Origin of the sequence: Borborobacter arsenicus, assembly GCF_003934165.1 — a bacterium.
GTDB lineage: Bacteria > Pseudomonadota > Alphaproteobacteria > Rhizobiales > Rhizobiaceae > Pseudaminobacter > Pseudaminobacter arsenicus.
Genome location: NZ_ML133511.1, coordinates 120,799 through 146,478 on the forward strand (window position 1 = coordinate 120,799; position 25,680 = coordinate 146,478).

At 62.7% G+C, this 25,680-nt stretch carries 19 protein-coding genes, 2 tRNA genes and 1 pseudogene; 11 read left to right on the forward strand and 11 right to left on the reverse strand.

The genetic code is table 11. From position 1 onward, the window contains the following. A complete protein-coding gene (locus EET67_RS05410) occupies window positions 1–1,620 on the forward strand; it encodes an ABC transporter ATP-binding protein (protein ID WP_128625202.1) in 1,620 nt (539 codons plus the stop codon). A 13-nt stretch (window positions 1,621–1,633) separates the two neighbouring features. Here EET67_RS05410 and EET67_RS05415 read toward each other — a convergent pair whose 3' ends face one another. The 3 genes from EET67_RS05415 to EET67_RS05420 form a co-directional block, all read right to left on the reverse strand. Further along, the gene (locus EET67_RS05415) at window positions 1,634–1,879 is read right to left on the reverse strand and encodes a hypothetical protein (protein WP_128625203.1); all 246 of its coding nucleotides are present in this window, start codon (window positions 1,877–1,879) and stop codon (window positions 1,634–1,636) included. A 144-nt stretch (window positions 1,880–2,023) separates the two neighbouring features. Then, on the reverse strand, window positions 2,024–2,173 hold the full coding sequence (locus EET67_RS25555) for a hypothetical protein (protein WP_165899792.1): 150 nt from the start codon (window positions 2,171–2,173) through the stop codon (window positions 2,024–2,026). A gap of 164 nt (window positions 2,174–2,337) precedes the next feature. After that, window positions 2,338–2,414: transfer RNA gene (locus tag EET67_RS05420), tRNA-Pro, on the reverse strand. A gap of 206 nt (window positions 2,415–2,620) precedes the next feature. Between EET67_RS05420 and EET67_RS05425 the strand changes: the two genes are divergently transcribed. Continuing rightward, window positions 2,621–4,141 carry a phosphomannomutase/phosphoglucomutase gene (locus EET67_RS05425; RefSeq protein WP_128625204.1) on the forward strand — a complete coding sequence of 507 codons (1,521 nt, stop codon included), beginning with the start codon at window positions 2,621–2,623 and terminating at the stop codon, window positions 4,139–4,141. Between the two features lie 19 nt (window positions 4,142–4,160). Then, on the forward strand, window positions 4,161–6,401 hold the full coding sequence (locus EET67_RS05430; RefSeq protein WP_128625205.1) for an AGE family epimerase/isomerase: 2,241 nt from the start codon (window positions 4,161–4,163) through the stop codon (window positions 6,399–6,401). A gap of 46 nt (window positions 6,402–6,447) precedes the next feature. On the opposite strand, the gene EET67_RS05435 is transcribed toward EET67_RS05430, so the two are convergent. Beyond that, window positions 6,448–7,041, reverse strand: a complete 594-nt coding sequence (locus EET67_RS05435; protein WP_128625206.1) for a biotin transporter BioY — start codon at window positions 7,039–7,041, stop codon at window positions 6,448–6,450. A 122-nt stretch (window positions 7,042–7,163) separates the two neighbouring features. Here EET67_RS05435 and EET67_RS05440 point away from each other — a divergent pair, with 122 nt between their 5' ends. Continuing rightward, window positions 7,164–8,069 (forward strand): MBL fold metallo-hydrolase, encoded by a 906-nt coding sequence (locus EET67_RS05440; protein ID WP_128625207.1) that lies wholly within the window; start codon window positions 7,164–7,166, stop codon window positions 8,067–8,069. A 53-nt stretch (window positions 8,070–8,122) separates the two neighbouring features. Here EET67_RS05440 and EET67_RS05445 read toward each other — a convergent pair whose 3' ends face one another. Then, the gene (locus EET67_RS05445; protein ID WP_128625208.1) at window positions 8,123–8,929 is read right to left on the reverse strand and encodes a DUF1499 domain-containing protein; all 807 of its coding nucleotides are present in this window, start codon (window positions 8,927–8,929) and stop codon (window positions 8,123–8,125) included. A gap of 169 nt (window positions 8,930–9,098) precedes the next feature. Continuing rightward, a complete protein-coding gene (locus EET67_RS05450) occupies window positions 9,099–10,727 on the reverse strand; it encodes a long-chain-fatty-acid--CoA ligase (RefSeq protein WP_128625209.1) in 1,629 nt (542 codons plus the stop codon). Window positions 10,728–10,976: 249 nt separating this feature from the next. Here EET67_RS05450 and EET67_RS05455 point away from each other — a divergent pair, with 249 nt between their 5' ends. From EET67_RS05455 to EET67_RS05465, 3 genes are all read left to right on the forward strand, one after another. After that, window positions 10,977–11,333 carry a hypothetical protein gene (locus EET67_RS05455; RefSeq protein WP_128625210.1) on the forward strand — a complete coding sequence of 119 codons (357 nt, stop codon included), beginning with the start codon at window positions 10,977–10,979 and terminating at the stop codon, window positions 11,331–11,333. Window positions 11,334–11,692: 359 nt separating this feature from the next. After that, a complete protein-coding gene (locus EET67_RS05460) occupies window positions 11,693–13,087 on the forward strand; it encodes an aminotransferase (RefSeq protein ID WP_128625211.1) in 1,395 nt (464 codons plus the stop codon). Window positions 13,088–13,242: 155 nt separating this feature from the next. Beyond that, the gene (locus tag EET67_RS05465; RefSeq protein WP_128625212.1) at window positions 13,243–13,650 is read left to right on the forward strand and encodes a DUF427 domain-containing protein; all 408 of its coding nucleotides are present in this window, start codon (window positions 13,243–13,245) and stop codon (window positions 13,648–13,650) included. 303 nt (window positions 13,651–13,953) lie between these two features. On the opposite strand, the gene ppdK is transcribed toward EET67_RS05465, so the two are convergent. Further along, the gene (ppdK, locus tag EET67_RS05470; protein ID WP_128625213.1) at window positions 13,954–16,614 is read right to left on the reverse strand and encodes a pyruvate, phosphate dikinase; all 2,661 of its coding nucleotides are present in this window, start codon (window positions 16,612–16,614) and stop codon (window positions 13,954–13,956) included. Window positions 16,615–16,811: 197 nt separating this feature from the next. On the opposite strand from ppdK, the gene EET67_RS05475 reads away from it, so the two are divergent. Together EET67_RS05475 and EET67_RS05480 are read left to right on the forward strand one after the other, a co-directional pair. Continuing rightward, window positions 16,812–17,156, forward strand: a complete 345-nt coding sequence (locus EET67_RS05475; RefSeq protein WP_128625214.1) for a VOC family protein — start codon at window positions 16,812–16,814, stop codon at window positions 17,154–17,156. Window positions 17,157–17,374: 218 nt separating this feature from the next. Beyond that, window positions 17,375–17,449, forward strand: a tRNA-Gln gene (locus EET67_RS05480). 47 nt (window positions 17,450–17,496) lie between these two features. Here EET67_RS05480 and smc read toward each other — a convergent pair. The 3 genes from smc to EET67_RS05495 form a co-directional block, all read right to left on the reverse strand. After that, window positions 17,497–20,955 carry a chromosome segregation protein SMC gene (smc, locus tag EET67_RS05485; RefSeq protein ID WP_128625215.1) on the reverse strand — a complete coding sequence of 1,153 codons (3,459 nt, stop codon included), beginning with the start codon at window positions 20,953–20,955 and terminating at the stop codon, window positions 17,497–17,499. A 60-nt stretch (window positions 20,956–21,015) separates the two neighbouring features. Continuing rightward, window positions 21,016–21,741 carry a DsbA family protein gene (locus EET67_RS05490; protein WP_128625216.1) on the reverse strand — a complete coding sequence of 242 codons (726 nt, stop codon included), beginning with the start codon at window positions 21,739–21,741 and terminating at the stop codon, window positions 21,016–21,018. A gap of 311 nt (window positions 21,742–22,052) precedes the next feature. After that, a complete protein-coding gene (locus tag EET67_RS05495) occupies window positions 22,053–22,562 on the reverse strand; it encodes a DUF721 domain-containing protein (protein ID WP_128625217.1) in 510 nt (169 codons plus the stop codon). A gap of 47 nt (window positions 22,563–22,609) precedes the next feature. On the opposite strand from EET67_RS05495, the gene mutY reads away from it, so the two are divergent. Further along, the gene (gene mutY, locus EET67_RS05500; protein WP_128625218.1) at window positions 22,610–23,737 is read left to right on the forward strand and encodes an A/G-specific adenine glycosylase; all 1,128 of its coding nucleotides are present in this window, start codon (window positions 22,610–22,612) and stop codon (window positions 23,735–23,737) included. Then, window positions 23,734–24,345 (forward strand): annotated as a pseudogene (locus EET67_RS05505) (HAD family hydrolase). Before mutY ends, EET67_RS05505 begins: the two are co-directional and overlap by 4 nt. 46 nt (window positions 24,346–24,391) lie before the next feature. Here the strand turns inward: EET67_RS05505 and EET67_RS05510 are convergent. Next, window positions 24,392–25,522 (reverse strand): site-specific DNA-methyltransferase, encoded by a 1,131-nt coding sequence (locus tag EET67_RS05510; RefSeq protein ID WP_128625219.1) that lies wholly within the window; start codon window positions 25,520–25,522, stop codon window positions 24,392–24,394. Between the last annotated feature and the right edge of the window lie 158 nt (window positions 25,523–25,680).

The following is a 25,680-nucleotide window of genomic DNA, read 5'->3' on the forward strand; positions in this document are numbered from 1 at the left end:
ATGGAAAAACCCGCCGAGCCGATCCTATCCGTCAAGGACCTCCATGTCCGTTTCCGCACGCTGGATGGCGAGGTTCATGCCGTGAAGGGCATCAACCTTCACGTCAATGCCGGCGAAACCGTCGCCATCGTCGGCGAATCCGGTTCCGGCAAGAGCCAGACCATGATGGCGGCGATGAAGCTGCTTGCCTCCAATGGCGAGGCGACCGGCAGCGTCGATTATCGCGGGCGCAACCTGCTTGCGCTCACCAAATCCGAGCTCAATGCCGTTCGCGGCCGCAAGATCACTATGATCTTCCAGGAGCCGATGACCTCGCTGGACCCGCTCTACACCATCGGCAACCAGCTGATGGAGCCGATCAGGCGGCATCGTCGTCTTTCGGCCGCCGAGGCGCGCAAGGAAGCGCTGCGCCTGCTCGAGCTGGTAAAAATCCCCGACCCGGAGCGGCGCATGCGCTCCTATCCTTATGAAATGTCCGGCGGCCAGCGCCAGCGCGTGATGATCGCCATGGCGCTCGCCAATAATCCCGACATATTGATAGCCGACGAGCCCACGACCGCGCTCGACGTAACCGTCCAGGCGCAGATCCTCGAACTGCTCGCCGAATTGCAGCGAACGCTCGGCATGGCCATCGTCTTCATCACCCATGATCTGGGCATCGTCCGGCGCTTTGCCGACCGGGTCTATGTCATGCGCTACGGCGAAATCGTCGAGGAAGGCTCCACCGAAGCGCTCTTTTCGGCTCCCAAGGAGGCCTATACCAAAATGCTTTTGGCGGCGGAGCCGACCGGCCGCAAGGCGCCGCCACCCGACACCGCCCCGATCCTGCTCGATGGGCGCAATGTCGAAGTGGTGTTCAGGATCGGCGGCGGTTTGCTTGCCGGCCCTCCGCTGTTGCTGCGGGCGGTCGATTGCATCTCCCTTGCCCTGCGCAAGGGCCAGACCATCGGCATTGTCGGCGAATCCGGGTCCGGAAAATCGACACTCGGCCGCGCGCTGCTGAGGCTGCTGCCCAGCGAGGGCGCCATCCGCTTCGACACGCACGACATCTCAAAGGCGGACCGCGAGCAGATGCGGCCGCTCAGGCGCGAAATGCAACTGGTATTCCAGGACCCGTTCGGCTCGCTGTCGCCGCGCATGACCATCGGCCAGGTCATAACCGAGGGGCTGCTGGTCCATGAGCCGGGCCTGTCGGCCAAGGAGCGCGACCGCCGTGCGGTCGAAGCGCTAAACGAGGTCGGGCTCGACCCGGCCATGCGCAACCGCTACGCGCATGAGTTTTCCGGCGGCCAGAGGCAACGCATCGCCATTGCCCGCGCCATGATCCTCAAGCCCAAGGTCGTCGTGCTGGATGAGCCCACCTCGGCGCTTGATCGCTCCGTGCAGAAACAGATCGTGGACCTGCTGCGCAAGCTTCAGGCAGATCACGAACTGTCCTACCTGTTCATCAGCCACGATCTCGCGGTCGTGCGCGCTATGGCGGACTACATCATCGTCATGAAACAGGGAAAGATCGTCGAGGAAGGCCCGACCGAAGAGATTTTCGACAATCCGCGCGAAGTTTACACCCAGACCCTGATGGCGGCAGCGATCGACGTCACGAGGTTTCGCGTCGCCTGATCGACCGGCAGCCTCAACGTCGCGGCGGCTTGACCGGGCCGACGCCGATATCGACTGTCACGCTGCCCGAAACCCGGACGTCGAAATCCCCGACCTTGAACGTACCGCTATTTGCGGCCTCGTCGTCGGGCTCGGGTGGCAGTTGTTTGACAATCGGTTCGGGCTGTTCAAACCCCGGCAATGCCTCCTCAGCCGAGGCTGCGGCAATGAATGCCGTTGAGAACAGTGCAGCCAGGCAGGGTAGGTTCAGCTTTCGCATCATGCCTCAGCATAGCGACGGTTGAGTCGATGCGCCAGTTGCTGTCCAGTCGGTGGAGACGACGCGGCGCGGAATCGGCCGATGCGATGTCCGCGCCTTGCGTCGAATTGCAATCGGTAAAGCAATGGCTGCTTTTATCGGCGGCTAGTTGGTCTGATTTTCCATGCTCAGGCGCAGGGCGCGCAAATGAGCAGTCTTTTTCTCCCGCTCGCGCCGCTCGCGTTCAATATATTCGCGCGCAATCCTGTCGGCGCGAACATGTCTGTTTTCAGCTTTTTCTCTACGTACTTCCATCGTTGATATATGCACTCCATGTTACATATATCATTTAGGAATTTTATCTAACATTTAAAGTATTCGCGACGAAACGCCACCCCAGCAAGCGAAATCAAGCGTGGTGAACGCATCGTCGCAATCACGACCGCGATCCAAAATACTCTGGAGATATTTGATTTTACTGGTCGGAGTGGCAGGATTTGAACCTGCGACCCCGTCGTCCCGAACGACGTGCGCTACCAGACTGCGCTACACTCCGTGACCAGACGGGGCGCTTATAGCTGGCGCTAAAAAATACCGCAAGCGTCAATGGAGGCTGCATCACGGCAAACTTCGCTTTTTGGCGAAGTCCGTTAAACCTTTTGGTTTCGCTGGCGTGCGAGACCATGGCTGCAAGGCTTAATGTGACGGTAAGCCGTTGCTGCTATTGTTAAAATCCGAGTCCGTGATCTGGAGCCGCTGCCCGTGACCCATAAGCCCGTTGGCGCTGCCAAGCCCAACACCTTCGCCTTCGAGACCAGTGCCCTCATCAAGCCCACGGGCTTTCGCGAATATGACGCCCGCTGGTGGTTCGGCCATCCCGGATCGCCGAAGGAACCGGAACTCAATCTTGTCGGCGTGCAGGCGCTAGGCATGGGCCTCGGCACGCTGATCCGCCGGCTTGGCATCGGCCCCGACATCGTCACCGGGCATGATTTCCGCAGCTATTCGATGGCGATCAAATTGGCTCTCACCTCCGGACTGATGGCTGCCGGGGCTCGCGTCAAGGATGTCGGCCTTGCACTATCGCCGATGGCTTATTTCGCGCAATTCGCGCTGGACACGCCATCGGTCGCCATGGTCACCGCCTCTCACAACGAGAATGGCTGGACCGGCGTGAAAATGGGTGCCGCACGCCCCCTCACCTTCGGGCCGGAGGAAATGAGCGCTCTGAAGCGCATCGTTCTGGAGGGCGATTTCGACCTTGCCGGCGGCGGCTCCTACGAATTCATCGAGGGTTTCCGCGAGGTCTATCTGGCCGATTTGGTGCCCGGCAAGGCGATCGGACGCAAGCTGAAAGTGGTGGCTGCCTGCGGCAATGGCACCGCCGGCGCCTTTGCCCCGCAGGCGCTGGAAGCGATCGGCTGCGAGGTCATCCCACTCGACACCGAACTCGACCACACCTTCCCACGCTACAATCCCAACCCGGAAGACATGCAGATGCTGCATGCCATCCGCGACAAGGTGCTGGAAACCGGCGCCGATGTCGGGCTCGGCTTCGACGGTGACGGCGACCGCTGCGGCGTGGTCGACAATGAGGGCAACGAGATCTTCGCCGACAAGGTCGGCGTCATGCTGGCGCGCGACATTTCCACCGTGTACCCGAACAGCGTCTTCGTCGCCGATGTGAAATCGACCGGCCTGTTCCAAACCGACGAGGTGCTGCGAAGGAACGGTGCCCGCACTGATTACTGGAAGACCGGCCATTCCTATATCAAGCGGCGGGTCACCGAACTCGGCGCCATCGCCGGCTTCGAGAAATCCGGCCACTTCTTCTTCAATCCGCCGATCGGGCGCGGCTATGACGACGGTCTGGTGACGGCCATCGCGATTTGTGAAATGCTCGACCGCAATCGAGGCAAGTCGATGGCCGATCTCTATCGCGAATTGCCGGTCACTTTCGGCACACCCACCATGTCGCCGCATTGCGACGACGAGGTCAAATATGGGGTGGTCGACAAGGTGGTTGCCGATTTTCACGCCATGAAAGAGCGTGGCGAGCTTTTTGCCGGCCAGAAGATCACCGATCTCATCACCGTCAACGGCGTCCGCGTAGTGGCTGAAGACGGCACCTGGGGGCTGGTGCGGGCATCCTCCAACAAGCCTGAAATCGTCGTCGTCGCGGAAAGTCCGATCTCGGCGGATCGGCGGCGCGAAATGTTCAATGCTGTCGATGCGGTGCTGAGGAAAAACCCGCAGGTCGGCGCCTACAACCAAACATTTTGACGTAAGCGGCGAGCAGGGCATGGCAGAGCGGATAGTCAGTTTCGTGATGAGTGGCGGTGTCGGCTCCCGCCTGTGGCCATTATCACGCGAGGATAACCCCAAGCAGTTCCATGACCTTTCGGGTGACGGCTCGATGCTGGTCAAGACGTTGCGCCGGCTCAAGGCGCGGCCGCACGGCCAGACGCCGGTCTTCCTGATTGCGTCCGAGCGGCATGCCAGCCGCGTCAATGCCGATATCGCGGCAATCGACCTTGCCGGTGGCGGCGCGATCTTTGAGCCGAACGGCCGCAACACCGCCGCCGCCGTTGCGATCGCCACCCTGCGCACGCTCTCCTCCTATGGCGACGGCATCGTGCTCGTGGTTCCCTCGGACCACGAAATCTCCACTGACGAGCAGTTCTGGCGTACGATCGAGCAAGGCGTGCCGGCAGCGAAAGACGGCCGCCTCGTCGTCTTCGGCATCAAGCCGAACCAGCCCGAAACCGGCTATGGCTATATCGAGGTCTCGGGCAATGGAAAATCCGTCCGCAATGTCACGCGCTTTGTCGAAAAGCCCGACCTCGACACTGCCCGCGCCTATCTGGAAGCGGGCAATTTCTTCTGGAACACCGGCATTTTCCTGTTCCAGGCGAGCGCCATGCGCGACGCTTTCCTGCAATTCCAACCCGAAATCTGGCAAACGGCGGAGCGTGCATTCGCGGCGGCGACCAGCGACCTGTCCGGCCTCTACATGCCGTTCGATCTCTATGAGGCGATCCCGTCCATATCGGTCGACTATGCCATCATGGAGCGGGCCGAGCGCATAGCGATGGTTCCGGCCACCTTCCGCTGGAACGATCTCGGCTCATGGCAATCGCTGCTCGATGTCAGCCCCTCCGACATGGATGGTAATGTCATCGTCGGCGATGTCGTCGCCATCGATTGCGAAAACTCCTATATCCGCAGCGAAGGCCGCCTGCTTTCGGCCATCGGCCTTCGTGACATCGCCATCGTCTCGACCCTGGATGCGACCTTCGTTGCCCCGGTCAGCCACAGCCAGAATGTGAAGCGCATCGTCGAGCAGCTCGAAAAGAGCGGCCGGCTCGAGACGAAATTCACGCCCTCGCATGACCGTGTGCTGGTCAGCGGCGCCTGGCGGCAGCGGGTGCGCCATTGGCTGTTCGAGGAGACGCTGCCCTTATGGTCGACAAGCGGCGTCGATGAACAGCATGGCGGCTTCTATGAATCACTGGGCTTTGACGGCGTACCGCTGATGAAGCCCAAACGCATGCGCACAATGGCCCGCCAGGTCTACGCCTTTGCGGTCGCCAAGGCGCGCGGCTGGGATGGCCCTGCCGATCGGCTGATCTCGCATGGGCTCGATTTCATGGCCGGCAAGGGGCGAACCAAACGCGGCGGCTGGGTTCGCGCGCTGAATGTCGATGGCAGTATCGCCGATCCGGTCGAGGATGCCTATGACCATGCCTGTGTGCTTCTGGCGCTGGCGCATGCGCATATGTCGGGCAACCCGCAAGCCCTGAAGCTGGGGCAACAGACGCTCGCCTTCCTCGACGCTCATCTGGAAGACCAGCGGCTGACCGGCTTTCTGGAAACCTCAACCGGCGAGGGCCTGCGGCGCACCAATCCGCATATGCATCTCCTGGAAGCCTTCCTCGCCTGGCACACCGCCACCGGCGACCGCAGCCATCTGCGGCGTGCGGCGCGCATCATCGACCTGTTCCGCAGCCATTTCTTCGACCCCGAGAGCTGGACACTGGGCGAATATTTCGACGATGACTGGAAACCCGCGCCGGGCGAAAAGGGCAGTTGGACGGAGCCCGGCCATCATTTCGAATGGGCCTCGCTGCTCATCGATTTTGCTGAAAAGAGCGGCCAGAAGGACCTGACCGGCTATGCGCGAAAACTCTACGCATCAGCCATCGCCAATGGCCTCAACCGCGCGACCGGCCTCGCCTATGGCGCCGTGTCGCGGCAGGGCATGCCGCTTGACCGCGTGTCGCGAAGCTGGCCTCAGACCGAGGCTATTAAAGCGGCGATTGCGCTGGACGGTGCCAGCGGCCCCGACCTGAAACCGGAGATTGAAGCGCGGGTGGGAAGGCTCTTTCGCTGGCATATCGATCCCGCCCCACTCGGGCTGTGGATCGACCAGATCGATGAGCGCGGAAGGTCGCTGGCAACCGATGTTCCCGCCAGCATCTTCTATCATCTCGTCTGCGCATTGACCCAATATCTGGACAATACCGACGAAACCCTTGTTTAGAGCGGTTCAGGTCTCATCCGAACCGCTCTAAACTTTTGTTGCTGGATCAGCGGTGCTTGGGCAGCAGCGCCCAGATCGCCGGGGCCAGGGTGGAGGCGAGCGCCACCTTGATCAGGTCCGGCACGATGAACGGCACGACGCCGAACTGCCAGGACTTCTCCACGCCGATCAGCGTGGCCAGCCAGGCAAAGCCCATCGCCATCATCACCACCTCGGCGGTCAGTACGGCGCCGAACAGCTTGACCGGGCTGCGGTCCCAGCCGCGATCGGCCGCCCAGCCGACAATGGCGGCCATGACGACGAAGCCGGCAAGATAGCCGCCGGTCGAGCCGAGCATATAGGCAAGGCCGATGCCCTTTTCAGGCGTGCTCTGGAAGACGGGAAGCCCCATCGCGCCCTGCGCCAGATAGAGAAGCAGCGTCGCAACGGCAAGTTTCCTGCCATAGGCGATCGCGATCAGGAAGACCACCAGCGTCTGCAGCGACATGTCGACCGGGCCGAGAACCACTTTCATGCGGGCCGAAACCGCCAGCAGCATAGAGCCTGCCACGGCAAGGAATATCTGGGTGGCAATGCGTGCGCCGCGGCTTTCAGGCAAGGCCAGCGAGACCAATGGGCGCGCGATCGTGGAATTCGTCATGTTTCTCCCCGTTCCGGTTGAGAGCCAGCCGGTCGAATACCGGTCGGGTTCCCGTATATTCGCTGACGTGCTAAGCGGCAAACCATTTTAACGATCCGGCAACAAGCTTTGACGATTTGGGAATGGCCATGGACTTCGACACCAAATTCGAACCGGCCTATGGCGAGGCGGTCAAGCTTGCCGATGGCGTGCTGCGGCTGACGGTGAACAACCCGAGCGCCTTCACCTTCCACGGCACCAACAGCTATATCGTCGGCCGCGACACGCTTGCCGTCATCGATCCCGGACCCGAGGACGACGCTCATTTCGATGCCCTGATTCGTGCCATTGCCGGCCGCCCGGTCAGCCATATTTTCGTCAGCCATACCCATCGCGACCACTCCCCGCTGGCAGCAAGGCTGGCGCACGCGACCGGGGCAATCGTCGCCGCCGAAGGACCGCACCGTTCGGCCCGCCCCTTGCGGATCGGCGAAATCAATCCGCTCGACGCCGCCGCCGACATGGATTTCAGCCCCGATCTGAAACTCGGCAATGGCGATGTCGTCGCCGGCGACGGCTGGGAAATCAGCACCGTTCTTACGCCCGGCCACGCGGCCAATCACGCCGCCTTTGGGCTGGAAGGCACCGGCATCCTGTTTTCGGCCGATCATGTCATGGCCTGGGCCACCTCGATCGTCGCCCCGCCCGATGGCGCCATGTCGGACTATATGACCTCGCTCGACCGGCTCTTGGAGCGCGAGGACAGGCTGTTGCTGCCAGGCCATGGCGGCCCGGTGAAGAAGCCCGGCGCCTTCATGCGCGGCCTCAAGGCCCATCGCAAGATGCGCGAGCGCGCCATAGTGGAGCGGCTGAAGTCCGGCGACCGGACGATTGCCGAACTCGTCGCCGCGATCTACCGCGACACCGATCCGCGCCTGCACGGTGCGGCCGCGCTATCGGTGCTGGCGCATCTTGAGGATCTTGTCGGGCGCGGTCAGGTCGTTGCCGAACCGGACATCTCGATCGACGGCCATTTCGCGCCAGCCTGACCATTCACCATCCGGCGGGCGGAAAACCTCTGCACAGTTTTCCTCATCCCGCTCTATTCCTCAGGCGCCTCCTCAGCCGGCACGGCACCCGCCTGGGCTGCAACTTCCGTGTCGAGTTCGGCCAGGAAATCGACGATACGGGCGGCGTTGTCGCCCAAATCATGGCGACCGTAGCGCGATGCCGAACGCATATCGACATAGGTCGTGTCGCCCTCATTGATCAGCCGGATAGCGACGTCGACCGGAAATGCCAGGATGGTGGTGTAGGCAACCGTGTCGATAGTGATCTCGCTCTGCCCGCCAGCCTCTAGCCAAGGGCCGATCGGCTTCCAGCCCCTGCGCTCCATCAGCGCCATCACGGCATCGAAAGTCCGGTCGAAGGCCAATTCATAGCGACGCCCGGTCACCTGCGGAAACTTCTGCGCCTGCAGCTTGCGCTGCTCCGGCGTCGCCGGCACAAGCGGGTTCATGTCGGGAGTGCGCATGCGCGCCGCCACCGCCAGCGCCGGCGGATCGTCAAGATCGGTCGACACGTCGTGCAGTTCCGGATTGACGGCGCCGCGATAGGCCGAGATCAGGAATGGCACCAACACCAGCAGCGCAATCACTATGCCGAGCGTCAGGTCGCCGCCGCCGCGATCGCCATCGTTCCAGACCTTCCTGAACGAGACGGCGGCAAGAAGGAGTGCGGCAATCGCCAATGCCGCGACAATGACCAGCACCCACAGAAAGGCCGGGGTTTCCAGCAGGCCGTAGCGGTGACACAGCCCGGCCGTCACGAACAGCACCGCCGAAAAGACGGCGGCCCGCCGGCACCAGCCGGCAGCGCGCGAGGTTCGCCGTTCCAGATATGCCCTCATCGTCGTGGCGCTTCAGCTCCATTGCGTCCAAAGCGCCTCAATAGAGCATCGGGCCGCAAAGTGGAATCCGGTTTTCGGAAAACCCGATGCTCAAACAAAGTGATAGATCGCCAATATACGTCCGCCAGGACGCACGGCGACCTAGAATTTGGCGCGAGCGTTGAAGGCCTTATTCCGTCGGCAGGCGGTAATCGCGGAACTGTTCTCGCAGCCGCGTCTTCTGGATCTTGCCGGTAGCCGTGTGGGGAATCGCATCGACAAAGGCGACATCGTCCGGCAGCCACCATTTGGCGACCTTTCCTGCCATGAACTGCAGCAGGTCAGCGCCGGCGACCTCCTTGCCCGGCTTGCGCACCACGATCAGCAAGGGCCGTTCATCCCATTTGGCGTGGCGAATGCCGATCACCGCCGCTTCGGCTACATCGGGGTGTCCCACCGCCAGGTTTTCCAGCGCGATGGTGGAGATCCATTCGCCGCCGGACTTGATCACGTCCTTGGCGCGGTCGGTCACCTGCATGTAGCCATGAGCGTCGATATGGGCGACATCGCCGGTGTCGAACCAGCCTTCGGCATCGAACTGCTCGGAACCCGCCCCACCATAATAGGAGCCGGCCACGGCCGGGCCGCGCACCTTGAGGCGGCCGAAGGTCTTGCCGTCCCAAGGCTGTGCCCGGCCATTGTCGTCCGTCACCTTCATCTCGACGCCGAAGGGCGCATGGCCCTGTTTTTCCTTCAGGTCCAGCAGCGCATCGCCTTCCAGTCCGGAATAGTCGGGCTTGATCGAGCAGAGCGATCCCAATGGCGACATTTCCGTCATGCCCCAGGCATGAACGACCTCGACATCGTAATTCTGCTCGAACTTCCTGGTCATGGCGCGTGGGCAGGCGGAGCCGCCAATCACGACCTTCCTCAGATAGGGCAGTTTCTTTCCGGTCTCCTCCAGATGCTGCAGCAGCATCAGCCAGACCGTCGGCACGGCGGCGGTGAAGGTCACCTTCTCCGTATCCAGAAGCTCGTAGATCGCCGGTCCGTCCATGCGTCCACCGGGCATCACCATCTTGGCTCCGATCATCGGCCCGCTCTGGGCCAGGCCCCAGGCATTGGCATGGAACATCGGTACGACCGGAAGCACGACGTCGCGCGAGGATATCCCCATCGCATCGGGCATGCAGGCCATCATCGCATGCAGCACGTTGGAGCGGTGGCTGTAGACCACGCCCTTCGGGTCGCCCGTCGTGCCGGAGGTGTAGCACATGCCGGCGGCGGCATTTTCATCGAGTTCCTTCCACTCGAAATCGCCGTCGGCTTCTGCCAACCACTCCTCATAGGCAATCGCATTCGCAAGCGTGGTTTGCGGCATATGGGCCTGGTCGGTCAGCACTATCACCTGTCGCAGCGTCGGCACGGAAGGCGCAATCTTTTCCACCAGCGGCAGGAATGTCAGGTCGACGAACAGTGCCTTGTCCTGCGCATGGTTCATGATCCAGACGATCTGCTCTGGAAACAGCCTCGGGTTAAGCGTGTGGTAGACCCCGCCCATGCCCATGATGCCGTACCATACCTCCATATGGCGCGCGGTGTTCCAGGCAAGGGTGGCGATGCGATCGCCAACGCCATAACCTTCACGCTCCAGCCGCTGGGCAAGCGCAAGCGAACGTGTCCTGACCTTGGAAAAGGTGGTGCGGACGATCGGCCCTTCTATCGATCGTGAGACGATTTCCCGATGCGGGTGCTGGATACCTGCGTGATCAAGTATCTTGTGGCACAGCAGCGGCCATTCCTGCATCAATCCAAGCATCGGTATCCTCCCATTCCTGTTCTGGCCCATTCTTGTTTTGGCCATTGTGGAACGAATAGGCGAATTGTCCAGCAATCTTGCAGCTCTTAATCTATGGTAGCAGGCCGTCAACAACGTGGAATGGAACCTTCTTGGCGCCGGGCTGTTGGAACTGATCACAACGGCGGTCACCGCCACAATCCGGCCATTCTCGCTGCCGATCCTGATTATGGTGGGGGTGCGATTGGCGAAATACCGATGAGGTTTCGCATGGACCAGCAGGCTGGCGAAGAAAGCATCGCAAACACCGTATCCGAAAATGCCGTGGAGCTTGCCGAAAAGGGCGCTCCCATAGAAGACAGCGACTTCGAGGAGGTCGTGCGAGGCGCCCTCGACGCGGTCGGCGGCACGCTATTGTTCAAGATGCGGGTGGAACAGTCGGAAGAGCCGCACCTTGCGGCGGCAGCCTTTGTGGGAGAAGGCGAAACCCGCCAGTTCCTTGTGCTGACCATGCCGATTTCCGGTGGCAGGCTTCGCGTCGAGACGGCTGCCAAGAGCACAAGCCCGATCGCGGGCATCGCCGCGGCCTATGCGGGGCTTGCCGACGCTTTCGGCACCGCCGCCTGACTAAATCATTGTCGATCATCCCTTTTGAGGGCAGGGCAATCGCATATGGCGCGACCGACCTCCACTCCGCCTCGCTTCGCTCGCCACCTCTCCCCCTCAAAAGGGGAGAGGAAGAGCGCCAGCGTTGCGGACGGCATTTCCTCTCCCCCCGTCGAGCGGGGGAGAGGTGGTTTGCAAAGCAAACCGGAGTGGGGGTCGATCACGCCCTACGCGATAACCCGCTTGCAGGAGTGCAGGACGCTATCCGGTGCCAACTCTGGGCCACGTCCATGTCCAGTTTGTCCCAAGCGCCGAAGAGTTTTGCACCTTGGCGGCTAAACGGCTAGGCTCGCCGAAATTTCTGATTTTCGGAGTTTCGCATGCTCGACCAGCCACCGCTCACCAACCTCCAGACCCGTGACGTCGAATCCCTCATCCATCCTTACACGCCTCTCCACAAGCTGAAGAGCACAGGCACGCTCATCATGCAGCGCGGCGAAGGCGTTCACGTCTTCGACACGCAAGGGCGCGGCTATATTGAGGGCATGTCAGGCCTATGGTGCGCCGGTCTCGGCTTCGGCGACGAGGAGATGATCGAGGCAGCGACGGAGCAGCTGCGCACCCTGCCCTATTATCATATCTTCAGCGCCAAAAGCATCGAGCCGGCAATCGAACTGGCCGAGAAGCTGAAGGAGATCGCACCGGTGCCGATCTCGAAGGTGTTCTTCACCTCATCGGGCTCCGAAGCCAACGACACCCAGGTCAAGCTCGCCTGGTACATGAACAATGCGCGCGGCCGGCCTAACAAGAAGAAGATCATCTCGCGCATCAAGGCCTATCACGGCGTCACCGTCATGTCCGCCTCGCTTACCGGCCTGCCCGGCAACCATAATGGCTGGGATCTGCCCGTCGATCGAGTGCTGCACACCGATTGCCCGCATTTCTACCGTTTCGGGGCCGAGGGCGAGAGCGAGGCCGAATTCACCGCCCGCATGGCGAAATCGCTGCGCGAGTTGATCGAGCGGGAAGGCCCGGACACGATCGCGGCGATGATCGCCGAGCCGGTCATGGGTGCCGGCGGCGTCATCGTTCCGCCCAAGGGCTATTTCGAGGCGATCCAGGCGGTGCTGGACGAGCACGACATCATCCTGATTTCCGACGAGGTCATTACCGGCTTTGGCCGTACCGGCAATTGGTGGGGCTCGCAGACCCTCAATATGAAGCCCAAGACCATATCGACCGCCAAGCAACTCACTTCCGCCTATGCGCCGCTTGGCGCCGTGATGGTGCCGGAGGACATTTACCAGTCCTATGTCGACCACAGCGCCCAACTCGGCACTTTCGGCCATGGCTTCACCTATGGCGGTCACCCGCTCGGCTGTGCGCTCGGCGTGAAAGCCATCGAAATCTACCAGAAGCGCGACATTATCGGCCATGTCCGCAAGCTGATGCCGCTCTTCGAGAGCCGCATGAAACGGCTTGCCGAGCATCCTCTGGTTGGCGAGGCTCGCTATTGCGGCTTCGTGGGCGGCGCCGAACTTGTCGCAGACAAGAAGACCAGGCGCCCCTTCGACCCCAAGCAGGGCGTAGGCCCCCAGACGGCCAAGCTAATCGAGAACAACGGCGCGGTCCTTCGCGCCATCGGCGACACCATCGCCATCTGCCCGCCCATGATCATCAGGGAAGACGAATTGAACGAGCTCTTCGACCGTTTCGAAAAAGGCCTGAACGAGGCCGAGGCCTGGGTCTCCAAGGAGGGCTTGCGCACCGCCTGAAGCGCACGTCCAATCACTCGGATGCCCTGAGGGAACGAACGACAGGCTGGGGTGTTGTTCAGCGATCGTGTCGGATCGAACCAAAAACGGTTTCGGTCCGATGCTCACGTCCTTGAGCGTCGATTGGACGCCAGGCGCGCCAAAGGAGCACAGCGATGGAAACCGCCCTCAATCCCGCCCCCGGATTTCAGCGCAACCCTTCCCACCGCATCACCGTCGAGCCGTTTGACGGCACGGTGGTCGTGACTTTTTCCGACGCCATCGTCGCCTCGTCGGACAACGCCAAGGTCCTGCGCGAGGCGATCTATCCCCCGGTCTATTACATCCCGTTCGAGGACATTTATTTCGAGTTTCTTACCCGGACCGACACGCACACCCACTGCCCTTACAAGGGCGACGCCACCTATTGGCGCGTCAGTGCGTCGGGTGAAGCCTTGAACGACGTGATGTGGGCCTATGAGGCTCCTTACGACGAAATGCTCGCCATTCGAGGTCACGGCGCCTTCTATCCCGACAAGGTCAGGATAGACGCCAAGCCCGGTGCGGTCGGCGCGGATTTCTAGGCCGGTCCGGTCCTGGCGAAAACGGCCTTATACTCCCCTCCGTAAACGGCAGGAAATGCATGTGGAATTCGACCCCCACTCCGGTTTGCTTTGCAAACCACCTCTCCCCCGTTCGACGGGGGAGAGGAAGCGCCGTCCGCAAGGCTGGCACCCTTCCTCTCCCCTTTTGAGGGGGAGAGGTGCCGAGCAAAGCGAGGCGGAGTGGGGGTAGATCGTGCCAGATGCGATTGCCCTGCCGAAACAGAGGAAAGATCCCGGCAGCATAGAGGGCGATTCCTTTTAAAGCCGCACCCTGTCCGCTAATCAGCGCTTCACCGCTGCCTGCGCGGCCGCCAGCCGTGCGATCGGCACGCGGAACGGCGAACAGGAGACATAATCCAGCCCGACCTCTTCGCAGAAGCGGATCGACGCCGGGTCGCCGCCATGCTCGCCGCAGATGCCGAGCTTGATTTCAGGGCGCGTCGCCCTGCCCTTTTCCGCACCGATGCGCATCAGTTCGCCGGTGCCCTCCAGGTCGATCGAGACGAACGGGTCCTGCTCGATGATGCCCTTCTGGCGATAGATTTCCAGGAAGGAGGCCGCATCGTCGCGTGATATGCCAAAGGTGGTCTGCGTCAGGTCATTGGTGCCGAAGGAGAAGAACTCCGCCGTCTCGGCGATGTGGTCAGCGCGCAGTGCCGCACGCGGCAGTTCGATCATCGTGCCGGTGAGATATTCGACCGCGACACCGGTTTCGTCCGCCACGGCCTTGGCCACCGCATCGATCCGCGCCTTGACGAAATCGAATTCGCGCTTCAGCCCCACCAGCGGCACCATGATTTCGGGCACGACCGGGCTGCCGGTTTTCTTGCCGGCTTCAACAGCCGCCTCGAAAATCGCGCGCGCCTGCATTTCGGCGATTTCCGGATAGGTGATGGCGAGCCGGCAGCCGCGATGGCCGAGCATCGGGTTGAATTCGTGCAGTTCCTCCGTGCGCTGGCGCAGCTTGTCGACCGAGACCTCCATGACCCCGGCCACTTCCTCGATCTCCTCATCCGTCTTCGGCAGGAATTCGTGCAGCGGCGGATCGAGCAGGCGGATCGTCACCGGAAGACCGGCCATGATCTCGAACAGTTCGAGGAAATCCGAGCGTTGCATCGGCAAAAGCTTGGCAAGTGCGGCGCGGCGTCCCTTTTCCGTGTCGGACAGGATCATTTCGCGCATCGCAACGACGCGGGTGCCCTCGAAGAACATGTGCTCGGTGCGGCACAGGCCGATGCCTTCGGCGCCGAAGGTCCGCGCCATGCGCGCATCGGCCGGCGTCTCGGCATTGGTACGCACTTTCATGCGGCGGATATTGTCGGCCCATTCCATGATCGCGGCGAAATCGCCGGAAAGTTCGGGCTGCAGCATGGCCACCGCACCCTTCAGCACCTGGCCGGTGCTGCCGTCGATGGTGACGATGTCGCCCTTGCGCAATGTTGTGCCGAGCGTCGACAGCGTGCCGGCCTTATAATCGATGCGCAGCGTGCCGGCGCCTGAAACACAGGGCTTGCCCATGCCACGCGCCACCACGGCCGCATGACTGGTCATGCCGCCGCGCGCCGTCAGGATGCCTTCTGAGGCATGCATGCCGTGGATGTCCTCGGGGCTCGTCTCGATGCGAACCAGGATGACCTTCTTGCCAATGGCGCGGGCTTCCTCGGCCTCGTTCGACGAGAAGACCAGTTCGCCGGTCGCAGCACCCGGCGAGGCCGGCAGTCCCATGGCGATGACGTTGCGTTCGGCCTTGGGGTCGATCGTGGGATGCAGCAGCTGGTCGAGCGAGGTCGGATCGATGCGGGTCACCGCCTCATCAGTGCTGATCAGCCCGTCCGCCACCATATCGACGGCGATCTTCAGCGCCGCCTTGGCCGTGCGCTTGCCCGAACGGGTCTGCAGCATCCACAACTTGCCGCGCTCGATGGTGAATTCGAGGTCCTGCATGTCGCGATAGTGCTTTTCCAGGCGCTCGGAAATCTCCATGAAGGTCGCGAACGCCTCGGGCATCAGCTTCTGCAACGAGGGCTTGTCGGAGCCGGCGGCAATGCGGGCTTGCTCGGTGATGTTCTGCGGCGTGCGGATGCCGGCCACCACGTCCTCACCCTGCGCGTTGACCAGGAACTCGCCGTAAAGCAGGTTCTCGCCGGTCGACGGATTGCGGGTAAAGGCAACGCCGGTCGCCGAGCTGTCGCCCATATTGCCGAACACCATGGCCTGGACATTGACCGCCGTGCCCCAGCTTTCGGGAATGTCGTGCAGGCGGCGATAGGTGATCGCCCGGTGGTTCATCCAGCTGGAGAACACCGCGCCGATCGCGCCCCAGAGCTGCTCGCCCGGCTCCTGCGGGAAGGGCTTGCCCAGTTCCTCCTCGATGCGGGCCTTGTAGAGCGAAATCACATGCTGCCATTCGGCCGCCGTCAAGTCGGTGTCGAGATCGTGGCCGAGCCGTGCCTTCTCCTCTTCCAGAATCTCCTCGAAGACCTCATGGTCCAGCCCCATCACCACGTCGGAATACATCTGGATGAAGCGGCGATAGCTGTCATAGGCAAAGCGCGCATCGCCGGAATCGGCAGCCAGCGCCTCGACCGTCACATCGTTCAGGCCAAGATTGAGCACCGTATCCATCATGCCGGGCATGGAAGCGCGCGCGCCCGAGCGCACCGACACCAGCAAAAGCTTCTCCGGGTCGCCAAAATTGCGGCCGGTCAGCGCGCCGATATGCTCCAGCGCCTTTGCCACATCGGCCTGCAATGACGCCGGATAGGCCTGGCCATTGGCGTAATACCAGTTGCAGGCCTCGGTGGTGATGGTGAAACCGGGCGGAACCGGCAGCCCCAGGCTGCACATCTCGGCCAGGTTGGCGCCCTTGCCACCCAGCAGGTTCCTGTCGCCAGCGCGCCCTTCCGCAGCCCCGTCGCCAAAGGTGTAGACCCACTTGGTCATGATCACTCCTCGCATTCATCGCCGCCTTGCCGCTACCGGCCCGACAAGTCTGCGAAGCGATAAATTGCTGCGTTGCGAAACGCAACCATTCTGGCCGACTGCCCACTCCTACAATCGATTAACAGAATATATGCCGCACAACTCTTGCATTTTGTCGGCCATCCATTTAGAACATATCAAGAACAATGAGGCCTCCGATGAAAAGGACCGGCAAGCTGGATTATCTGGAGATGCCCGCTACCGGCGGCACGCTCGACAGCGTGAAGGCGTTCTACAGCGCGGCGTTCTCCTGGTCGTTTACCGATTACGGGCCGAGCTACTCAGCCTATGACGAGGGCCTGGAAGGCGGCTTCTATTCAGACCCGGGCGACGGCACGGGCAAGCCGCTGCCGGTGCTTTATTCGGAAAATCTGGAGGAAACGCTGGAGGCGGTCGAAAATGCCGGCGGCAGAATCGTGAAGCCGATTTTTTCCTTCCCCGGCGGGCGCCGCTTTCATTTCACCGACCCGGCCGGCAACGAACTGGCGGTCTGGGGCGAATAATCCATGCCCTGCCTGGCTCCTGCATCGACGCTGAATTTCCACATCTGCGGATTTGCGGCGATTGTGCTTTTCGCTCACACTGAATATAAGGCCGCTCAAGCCTGACTCGGGCGGGAGCATTTTGCAGCCAAGTGGAATCACTTGGCGTCGCAGAAATGCGGCAAAACGAACAGAGTGAGTGGCAGTCTGGCTTTGTCCATGTGTCCGCCGCTCGGTTTTGGGGCGTAGCCAAGTGGTAAGGCAGCGGTTTTTGGTACCGCCATTCGGAGGTTCGAACCCTCCCGCCCCAGCCAATTCACAGCAACAGAGCCGATGACATTGCCTGAGCGGCAAGCAGCTTTCAGCTTGCTTCGCGCAGTTGCTCGGCGGTCTGCAAATCCACCGACACCAGTTGGCTGACGCCCTGCTCGGCCATGGTCACGCCGAACAGCCGGTTCATCCGCGCCATGGTGATCGGATTGTGGGTAATGACCACGAAGCGCGTTTCGGTGGTGCGCGCCATCTCATCCATCAGATTGCAGAAGCGCTCGACATTGTGGTCGTCCAGCGGCGCATCGACCTCGTCCAGCACGCAGATCGGCGCCGGATTGGTCAAAAACACCGCAAAGATCAGCGCCATGGCCGTCAGCGCCTGCTCGCCGCCGGAAAGCAGGGTCATTGTCTGCGGCTTCTTGCCGGGCGGGCGGGCAAGGATTTCCAGCCCGGCTTCCAGCGGATCTTCCGATTCGATCAGTTGCAGTTCGGCCGTGCCGCCGCCGAACAGATGCGAGAACAGGCGCTGGAACTGATTGTTGACCACATCGAAAGCCGCCAGCAGCCTTTCGCGCCCTTCGCGGTTGAGGCTCTGGATCGCCTGCCGCAGCTTGCGGATCGCCTCGATGATGTCCTCGCGCTCCGAAACGATCGTCTCCAGCCGGTCGGAAAGCTCCTTCTGCTCCTCCTCAGCGCGCAGATTGACCGCGCCGAGCCGTTCGCGCTCAAGCTTCAGCCGCTCCAGATGCCGCTCGACCTCGCCGGCCTCCGGCAGCGGCGCATCGGCCTCGAGCCCGGTCTGGCGCATTGCCAGATGCGGCTCGGTGTTCAGCGCCTCGCGGATACGCGCCTCGATCTCCTTGCGACGGTCATCGGCAGCCGTCAGCCGCTCTTCGGCGCGCCCCCTTGCCTCGCGCGCTTCCGACAGTCCCTGGATTGCAGCAGTCGCCGCCTTGTCCAGCGCCGCCTGCCGCGTCTCGGCTTCCTGAAGCTGATCGGCCGCCGTCTTGCGCAAGGTTTCGGCCTGCGCCAATTGCGTCAGCAGTGCCCGGCGGCGCGCATCGATCTCGTCAGGCGCCTCGGCCAGTCTCTCGATCTCGATGGCGGCTTCCCCACGCCGCTCGCCAAGGGCGGCGATCTGGCCCGCCGCATTCTCTGCCCGCGACTTCCAGTTCTTCCGCTCGACCTCGATTGCCTCCAGCCTGCGCCGGCGCGCTTCGGCCTCGCGCTTCAGCCCCTCATAGGCCGCACGGGCATCGGCCACCGCCGCGCGGTCGCGACCGACATGACCGGCCGCCTGATCAAGCCTCGACTGCAGGTCGCGCAAGTCGGGCGCGGTCTTGATCTGCTCCTCGGCCTCTGCGACGCTTGCTGCCGCCTCCTGCCTGTCCGCCTCTATGCGGGTGCGCGCCTCGTCCAGCGCGCCACGCCTGCTTGCCAGTTCGCCGGCAGCCTTTTCGGCCCGCGCCAGCGCATCGCGTGCTTCGCCAACCGCCCGCTGCGCATCACGCCAGGCCTGCCGGGCCTGCTGCTCCTCAGCGCCGCGCTGGCGCACGGCAGCTTCGGCACCGGTCAGCGCCTCCTCGGTCGCGCGCAGCTTCACCGTTGCCTCTATGGCCTCGGCATCGAGCTCGGCCAGGCGGTTCTTCTGCGCGAGCCTTTGTGCGGCGGCAGTCGGTGCATCGGCGCTGGCCGTCAACCCGTCCCAGCGCCACAGCGCGCCCTCGCGGCTTACCAGCCGCTGCCCCGATGCCAGCAAGGGCTGGAGGCGCGCGCCATCGGCGGCCTCAACAATGCCGATCTGGGCGAGACGACGGGCAAGCTGGCGCGGCGCACGCACCACTTCGGCCAGGCTGCGCACGCCTTGCGGCAAAGCCGGATCGCCCGCCACCGGCTCGCTGTCGCCCCAATAGGCAGGCGCGCTGTGGTCCAGCGGCACGTCGAGATCCTCGCCGAGGGCCGCACCGAGCGCGGTCTCGTAGCCGCGCTCCACCTTGATCTGCTCAAGCACGGCCGGAAACAGGTCGCCGCTCGCCGCATTGAGGATTTTCGCCAGCGTGCGCGCTTCCGTCTCGATCTGCGCCAATGCGGCGCGCGCCTCCTGCACCGGCGCACGCGCCGCACTTTCCGCCGCCCGCGCCGCGCCCACGGCCTTTTCCGCCGCTGTCGCCGTACTCTCCGCCTGCTCCAGCGCAGCCTGCGCCTCGTCGGCCAGGCGCTTTTTCTCGGCAGGGTCGGCTAGCCCGGCGATTTTCGTCGCTATGCCGGCCAGTTCGCGGTCCACATCCGCCAGTTGCCGCACGAAGCGATCCCGCCGCTCGGCGACATCGCGCAGCATGCGCTCGATCTGGGTTCGCGATGCGGCCACCTCGGCGCGCTCGGCCGTCAGCTTGGACAGCGTACTTTCGCTCAAGACGAGCGTTGCCGTCACTTCCTCGAAAGCCGAACGTGTCTCGACCTCGCGATCGGCCGCGCGGGCATTCTCGCTGTTCAGTTCCCTTTCTTCGGCATCGAGCCTGGCAAGGATATCGGCATTGTCGCTTACCATCTGCCGCTCGCGGGCAATGTCGGCGTCGAGCTGCTGCAGCCGGCGCTCAAGCTCGGCCTGCCGGGAGCGGATACGTCCGGCCTCGTCCTCGATCTGCGTGCGGGCAATCGACAGACGCTGGAAGGCCGCCGCGGCGGCGGCTTCCGCCTCGCGCAATTCGGGCAGGCGATGCGCACCGACCGCCTGGTCCTTGGCCGCGTTCATCTGGGCTGCCGCCCGCTCGCCGACCAGCGAGGTCGCCTGGGCAAGAGCGGACCGCGCCTCCCCTTCCTGTGCCTTGGCCTGCACCCAGCGCAAATGAAAAAGCGTTGCCTCGGCCTTGCGGATATCGGCCGACAGATTCTTGAAGCGTGAGGCCTGCCGCGCCTGGCGCTTCAGGCTCTCGATCTGGCCGCCCAGTTCGCCCACCACATCGTCGAGCCGTTCCAAGTTCTGCTCTGCCGCGCGCAGCCGCAGTTCGGCCTCATGGCGGCGCGTGTGCAGGCCGGAAATGCCGGCGGCCTCTTCCAGCAGCGCCCGGCGCGCCTGCGGCTTGGCCTGGATCAGTTCGCCAATCCGCCCCTGCCCGACCATCGAGGGCGAGCGCGCGCCGGTCGACTGGTCGGCAAACAGCAGCTGCACGTCCTTGGCGCGGGCTTCCTTGCCGTTGATGCGATAGACGGAACCTGCCTCGCGCTCGATGCGGCGCGATACCTGCAATTCGTCGGCATCGTTGAAGGCAGGCGGCGCGGTTCGGTTCGAATTGTCGAGAAACAGCGTGACTTCTGCGGTGTTTCTCGCCGGCCGCGTGCCGGAACCGGAGAAGATCACGTCGTCCATGCCAGAAGCGCGCATGTTCTTGTACGAGCTTTCGCCCATCACCCAGCGCAGCGCCTCGACGAGGTTGGATTTGCCGCAGCCATTGGGGCCGACCACGCCGGTCAGCCCGCGTTCGATCACGAACTCGCCCGGTTCGACGAAAGACTTGAAACCGAGAAGGCGCAGGCGGGAAAATTTCATGCGCGCGGCCTCTCGACCGCGGGCGCAAGGGGGCGCAAGCGCCCCGGCATGGCCGAGCCGTCAGAGCATGCCGTCGATAATCGCCGACATTTCCTCAATAGACAGTGCCCCTTTATACATATTCCCGTTGATGAAGAATGTCGGGGTGGAGTCGACCCCGAAATCCTGCGAGCCGCGTCTTTGTACTGCTCTCACATCGTCCAGAAGCTTCTGGTCCGTCAAGCAGGCCTCGAAGGACTCCTGTGAAAAACCTGCCAGTTTGGCGATTTGCAGCAGTGCCGCCTTGGCATCGGCCACGCCGGCCCAGCTTTCCTGCTGCTTGAACAGCACGTCCACCATAGCGAAATAGTTGTCGTCAGCACAGCGCGCCAGCATGAAACCTGCCTCGGCGCGCGGATCGAACGGGAATTCGCGGAAGATCAGCCGCGCCTTGCCGGTGTCGATATACTTGGTCTTCAACTCGGGAAAGGTGGTGTTGGCGAAGTGCGCGCAATGGCTGCAGGTCATCGAGGCATATTCCACGATGGTCACCGGCGCGTCGTCCTTGCCGAGCACCTTGTCCGGCAGCGCGCCGGGCTCGAGCAGCTTGGCCATGTCGACAGTGCCCTGCGGCTGCGGCGCGGCGACTGCCGGCGCGGCTGGCTTTGCGGTTTCGGCAGGCGTTGCCGGTTCGGTCTTGGGCGCAGCTTCCTGGTCGCTGGAATCGCTGCAGGAGGCAAGCACGATAGCTGCCGGCAGAAGCGCCAGGGAAGAAAGAACAGTTCTGCGCGGAATGGAACGAATCATGCGAATCACCTGACTATCCTTGGATTGTGCGATGCTAGTGGTTCGTTTCCAACATTTGCATCCCATTTGTATCAGGCGCGAGGGCAAATGTTGGAAACAGAAGAACCACCAGCAAGTTTATGATTCTAGTGGAATTTTCGAATTTGACATTCGATTGCGAGGCCGACATCAATCGGGTATCGAATGTCAAATTCATTCCACTAGGGCACCAAAAAGCGAGACTCGGCGCGAATTAAGGCATCTCCATCCCCAATCCAATCGCCAAGTGTCAACAACCGATCACTAAAGCGCGAGTACGGGACTTTCACAAATCATGGGCGGGAGGGCTTGCGCGTGCCGATGATCGTCGCGCCAAGGCGTTCGAGCGAGGCGCGCAGGCCTTCATCCTCGATATTGCCGACCGTCTGCGCCAGCTTCGCCTTCTCGCCTGCGTTCAGGCTGCGCGGCATCGGTCTCAGGGCCGGCGCACTCGTGGTCATCGGCTTTTGCACGATCCGGATACGGGCAATCGCCGTGAATCCCAGGAACGCGTTGACGCGGCTGATAACCTCGCCTGTCTCATGCTGCAGATGAAGCGCGGCAGCGCCCTCGCAGGCGATCACCAGCGCCGCCGGCTCGAACGGATCGTCTTCATGCAGACGCCTCGGCCACTGGATCTTTTCGGGCCTTGTGCGCCCGGCAAGCCGCGACCCGACGATCTCTTCCCATGACTGGACAAGTTCCACCGAGATGCCGGCCCGCTTGCGCAGCACCGGGTCGAGGATTTGGGTGGCGAGATCGCTGACCGGAACGGGATTGCCGTAGGGCCTTTTCCCTGCCATGTCCGTCTCCAAAGATTGCCACACCACCCAGGCTCAATAGACGATCAATGGCATCACCCGCTACCAGCCGCAAGAGCGGCGAACCGTCCCGTGGCGACATCGCGCAGCATCTCCTGCGCTGGTACGACGCCAATCACCGCGAGCTGCCGTGGCGCGTGCCGCCACGCCAATTGGCCGCAGGTGCCCGTCCCAACCCCTATCACGTCTGGCTATCAGAAATCATGCTGCAACAGACGACTGTCGAGGCGGTCAAACCCTATTTCCGCAAATTTCTGGAACAATGGCCGGATGTCGAATCGCTTGCCGATGCCGAAACCGACGATGTGATGAAGGCCTGGGCGGGGCTCGGCTATTATTCGCGCGCCCGCAATCTCAAGGCCTGCGCCGATCTGGTGGCGGCCGGTGGCGGCAGCTTTCCGGATACGGAAAAAGCGCTGCTTTCCCTGCCCGGCATAGGCCCCTACACCGCCGCCGCCATCGCCTCCATCGCCTTCGGGCGGCCCGCCGCCGTCATGGACGGCAATGTCGAGCGGGTCATGGCGCGCCTTTATGCCATCGCCACCCCGTTGCCCGATGCCAAGGCGGAAATCCGTCCTTTGCTGGAAACCCTCGTGCCCTCCGAGCGGCCCGGCGACTTCGCCCAGGCGATGATGGACCTCGGCGCCACCATCTGCACGCCGCGCCGCCCGCGCTGCATGCTGTGTCCGCTGCGCGAAGATTGCCTGGCGCTCACTCGGGGCGATCCGGAACTGCTGCCGGTGAGAGCGCCCAAGCTCGAAAAACCCTTGCGCCGGGGTGCCGCCTTTGTCGTCCTGAGCGACGGCGCCATCCTGTTGCGCAAGCGCCCGGACAAGGGGCTGCTCGGCGGCATGAGCGAGGTTCCGACCACCGGCTGGACGGCGCGAAATGACGGCCAGACCAGCGCAGATGCCGCTCCTTTTGCCGCGAATTGGAAAAAAACCGGCTCGATTTCGCATGTTTTCACCCATTTTACGCTGGAACTCACCGTTTTTCGGACGGAAATTCAGCGTTTTTCGGTGCCCGAGGGCCATTTCTGGGCGCCTTTGACAGGACTCCACGGCGAAGCGCTGCCGACCGTCATGAAAAAGGCCATCGAGGCGGCCATACCCGGCGCGACCCGCAAGCCACCCTCCCCCCGTAAGAGAGTTTCATGAACCAAATCCGCCACATCGTCTTCGACATCGGCCGCGTGCTGATCCACTACGATCCAGACCTGCCCTTCAGCCGCCTCATTCCGGATGCAACGGAGCGGCGCTGGTTCTTTGCCAATGTCTGCACCTCCGACTGGAATATCGAGCAGGATCGCGGGCGAAGCTGGCAGGAGGCCGAGAGCCTGCTGATCGCCGAACATCCGGCGCATGAAGAAAACATCCGCAATTTCCGCCGCTACTGGCACGAAATGGTGTCGCACGCCTATGAGGACAGCGTCGCCATCATGGAAGCGCTGATCGAAGCCGGACATGACGTGACGATGCTGACCAATTTCGCCGCCGACACATTCGCCGAGGCGCGCAAGCGCTTTGCCTTCCTCAACAGCTCGCGCGGCATCACCGTTTCCGGCGAGATCGGGCTGATCAAGCCGGACCGCGCGATCTACGATCATCACGCGACGGCCTTCCGGCTCGACCCGTCGGCCACTTTATTCATCGACGACAGCCAGAAGAATGTCGACGGTGCCAGGGCCGCCGGCTGACAGGCAGTGCTGTTCCAGAATGCCAAAACGCTCGAGGCGGACCTCGAGCGTTTCGGGATCAGCCGGTGACTGGAGCCCGGCCCATCGGTAAACTCTGAATTGAATGGCTGCCGGATCAGGCTCCGGCACGCTCCATTCCGAGCCGCACGATCCGGCGCAACTCGTCGATCTGGGTCAGGCCGCCATTGCGTTCATAATGCCAGAAGGTCCAGCCATTGCAGGCCTCAAGCCCCTGGACCTGCGCTCCGACACGATGGATCGAGCCCGCCAGTTCGCCGATCGCCAGCGTGCCGTCGGCGCGCACCTTGGCCGCCCAGCGCTTCTTGGCATCGTAGAGCGTCGTTCCCGCCTTCATGATGCCGTTGTCGATCAGGTTGACGAAGGCAACGCGCGGCTCGGCCCGCTTGCCCGGCAGCACGGCCAGGTCGGCGCGATCGAGCGGCTTCACCGCCGCGATCCGCTCATTGGCCGCATCGATATAGGCCTGCTCGCGCTCGATGCCGACGAAATGCCGTCCCAGCCGCTTGGCGACCGCGCCGGTCGTGCCTGAGCCGAAGAAGGGGTCGAGGACCACGTCGCCGGGCTTGGTGGAAGCCATCATGATGCGCGCCAGCAGCGCCTCCGGCTTCTGGGTCGGATGGATCTTGTCGCCATTCTCATCCTTCAGCCGCTCGGCGCCCGTGCAGATCGGAAACAGCCAGTCCGAGCGCATCTGCACATCGTCATTGGCCGCCTTCAGCGCATCATAGTTGAAGGTGTAGCCCTTCGAGGCCTGATCGCGCGACGCCCAGATCATCGTCTCATGCGCGTTTTGAAACCGGCGGCCACGGAAATTCGGCATCGGATTGGTCTTGCGCCAGACGACGTCATTGAGGATCCAGAAGCCGAGGTCCTGCATCGAGGCGCCGACGCGGAAGATGTTGTGGTAGGAGCCGATCACCCAGATGGTGCCGTTGGGCTTCAGCACGCGCCGCGCGGCCAAAAGCCAGGCGCGGGTGAAGGCATCATAAGCGGCGAAACTGTCGAACTGGTCCCACTCGTCATCGACGGCATCGACCTTGGACTGGTCGGGCCGGTGCAGGTCGCCATTGAGCTGGAGATTGTAGGGCGGATCGGCAAAGATCACGTCCACCGATTTTTCCGGCAGTTTCTCAAGGGTCGAAACGCAATCCCCCTTGTGGATCCTGTCCAGCCATTCGGCCTTCTGCTGATGAGATTGGTCGGCGACGGCTCGCAAGGCAGACATTCTGATACCCGGATCACGCGTTACTGTTTTACTTTCCGTTATGGTTACCCAATGGCGTAAATTTTTAATGAAGCGGGGCGGCGGATTTGCCGTCTCCGGCGCCATGGTGTATGCCCGCCGCAAATGCTCGCTCACCGATGCTGGCCTTCCTCCCCTTT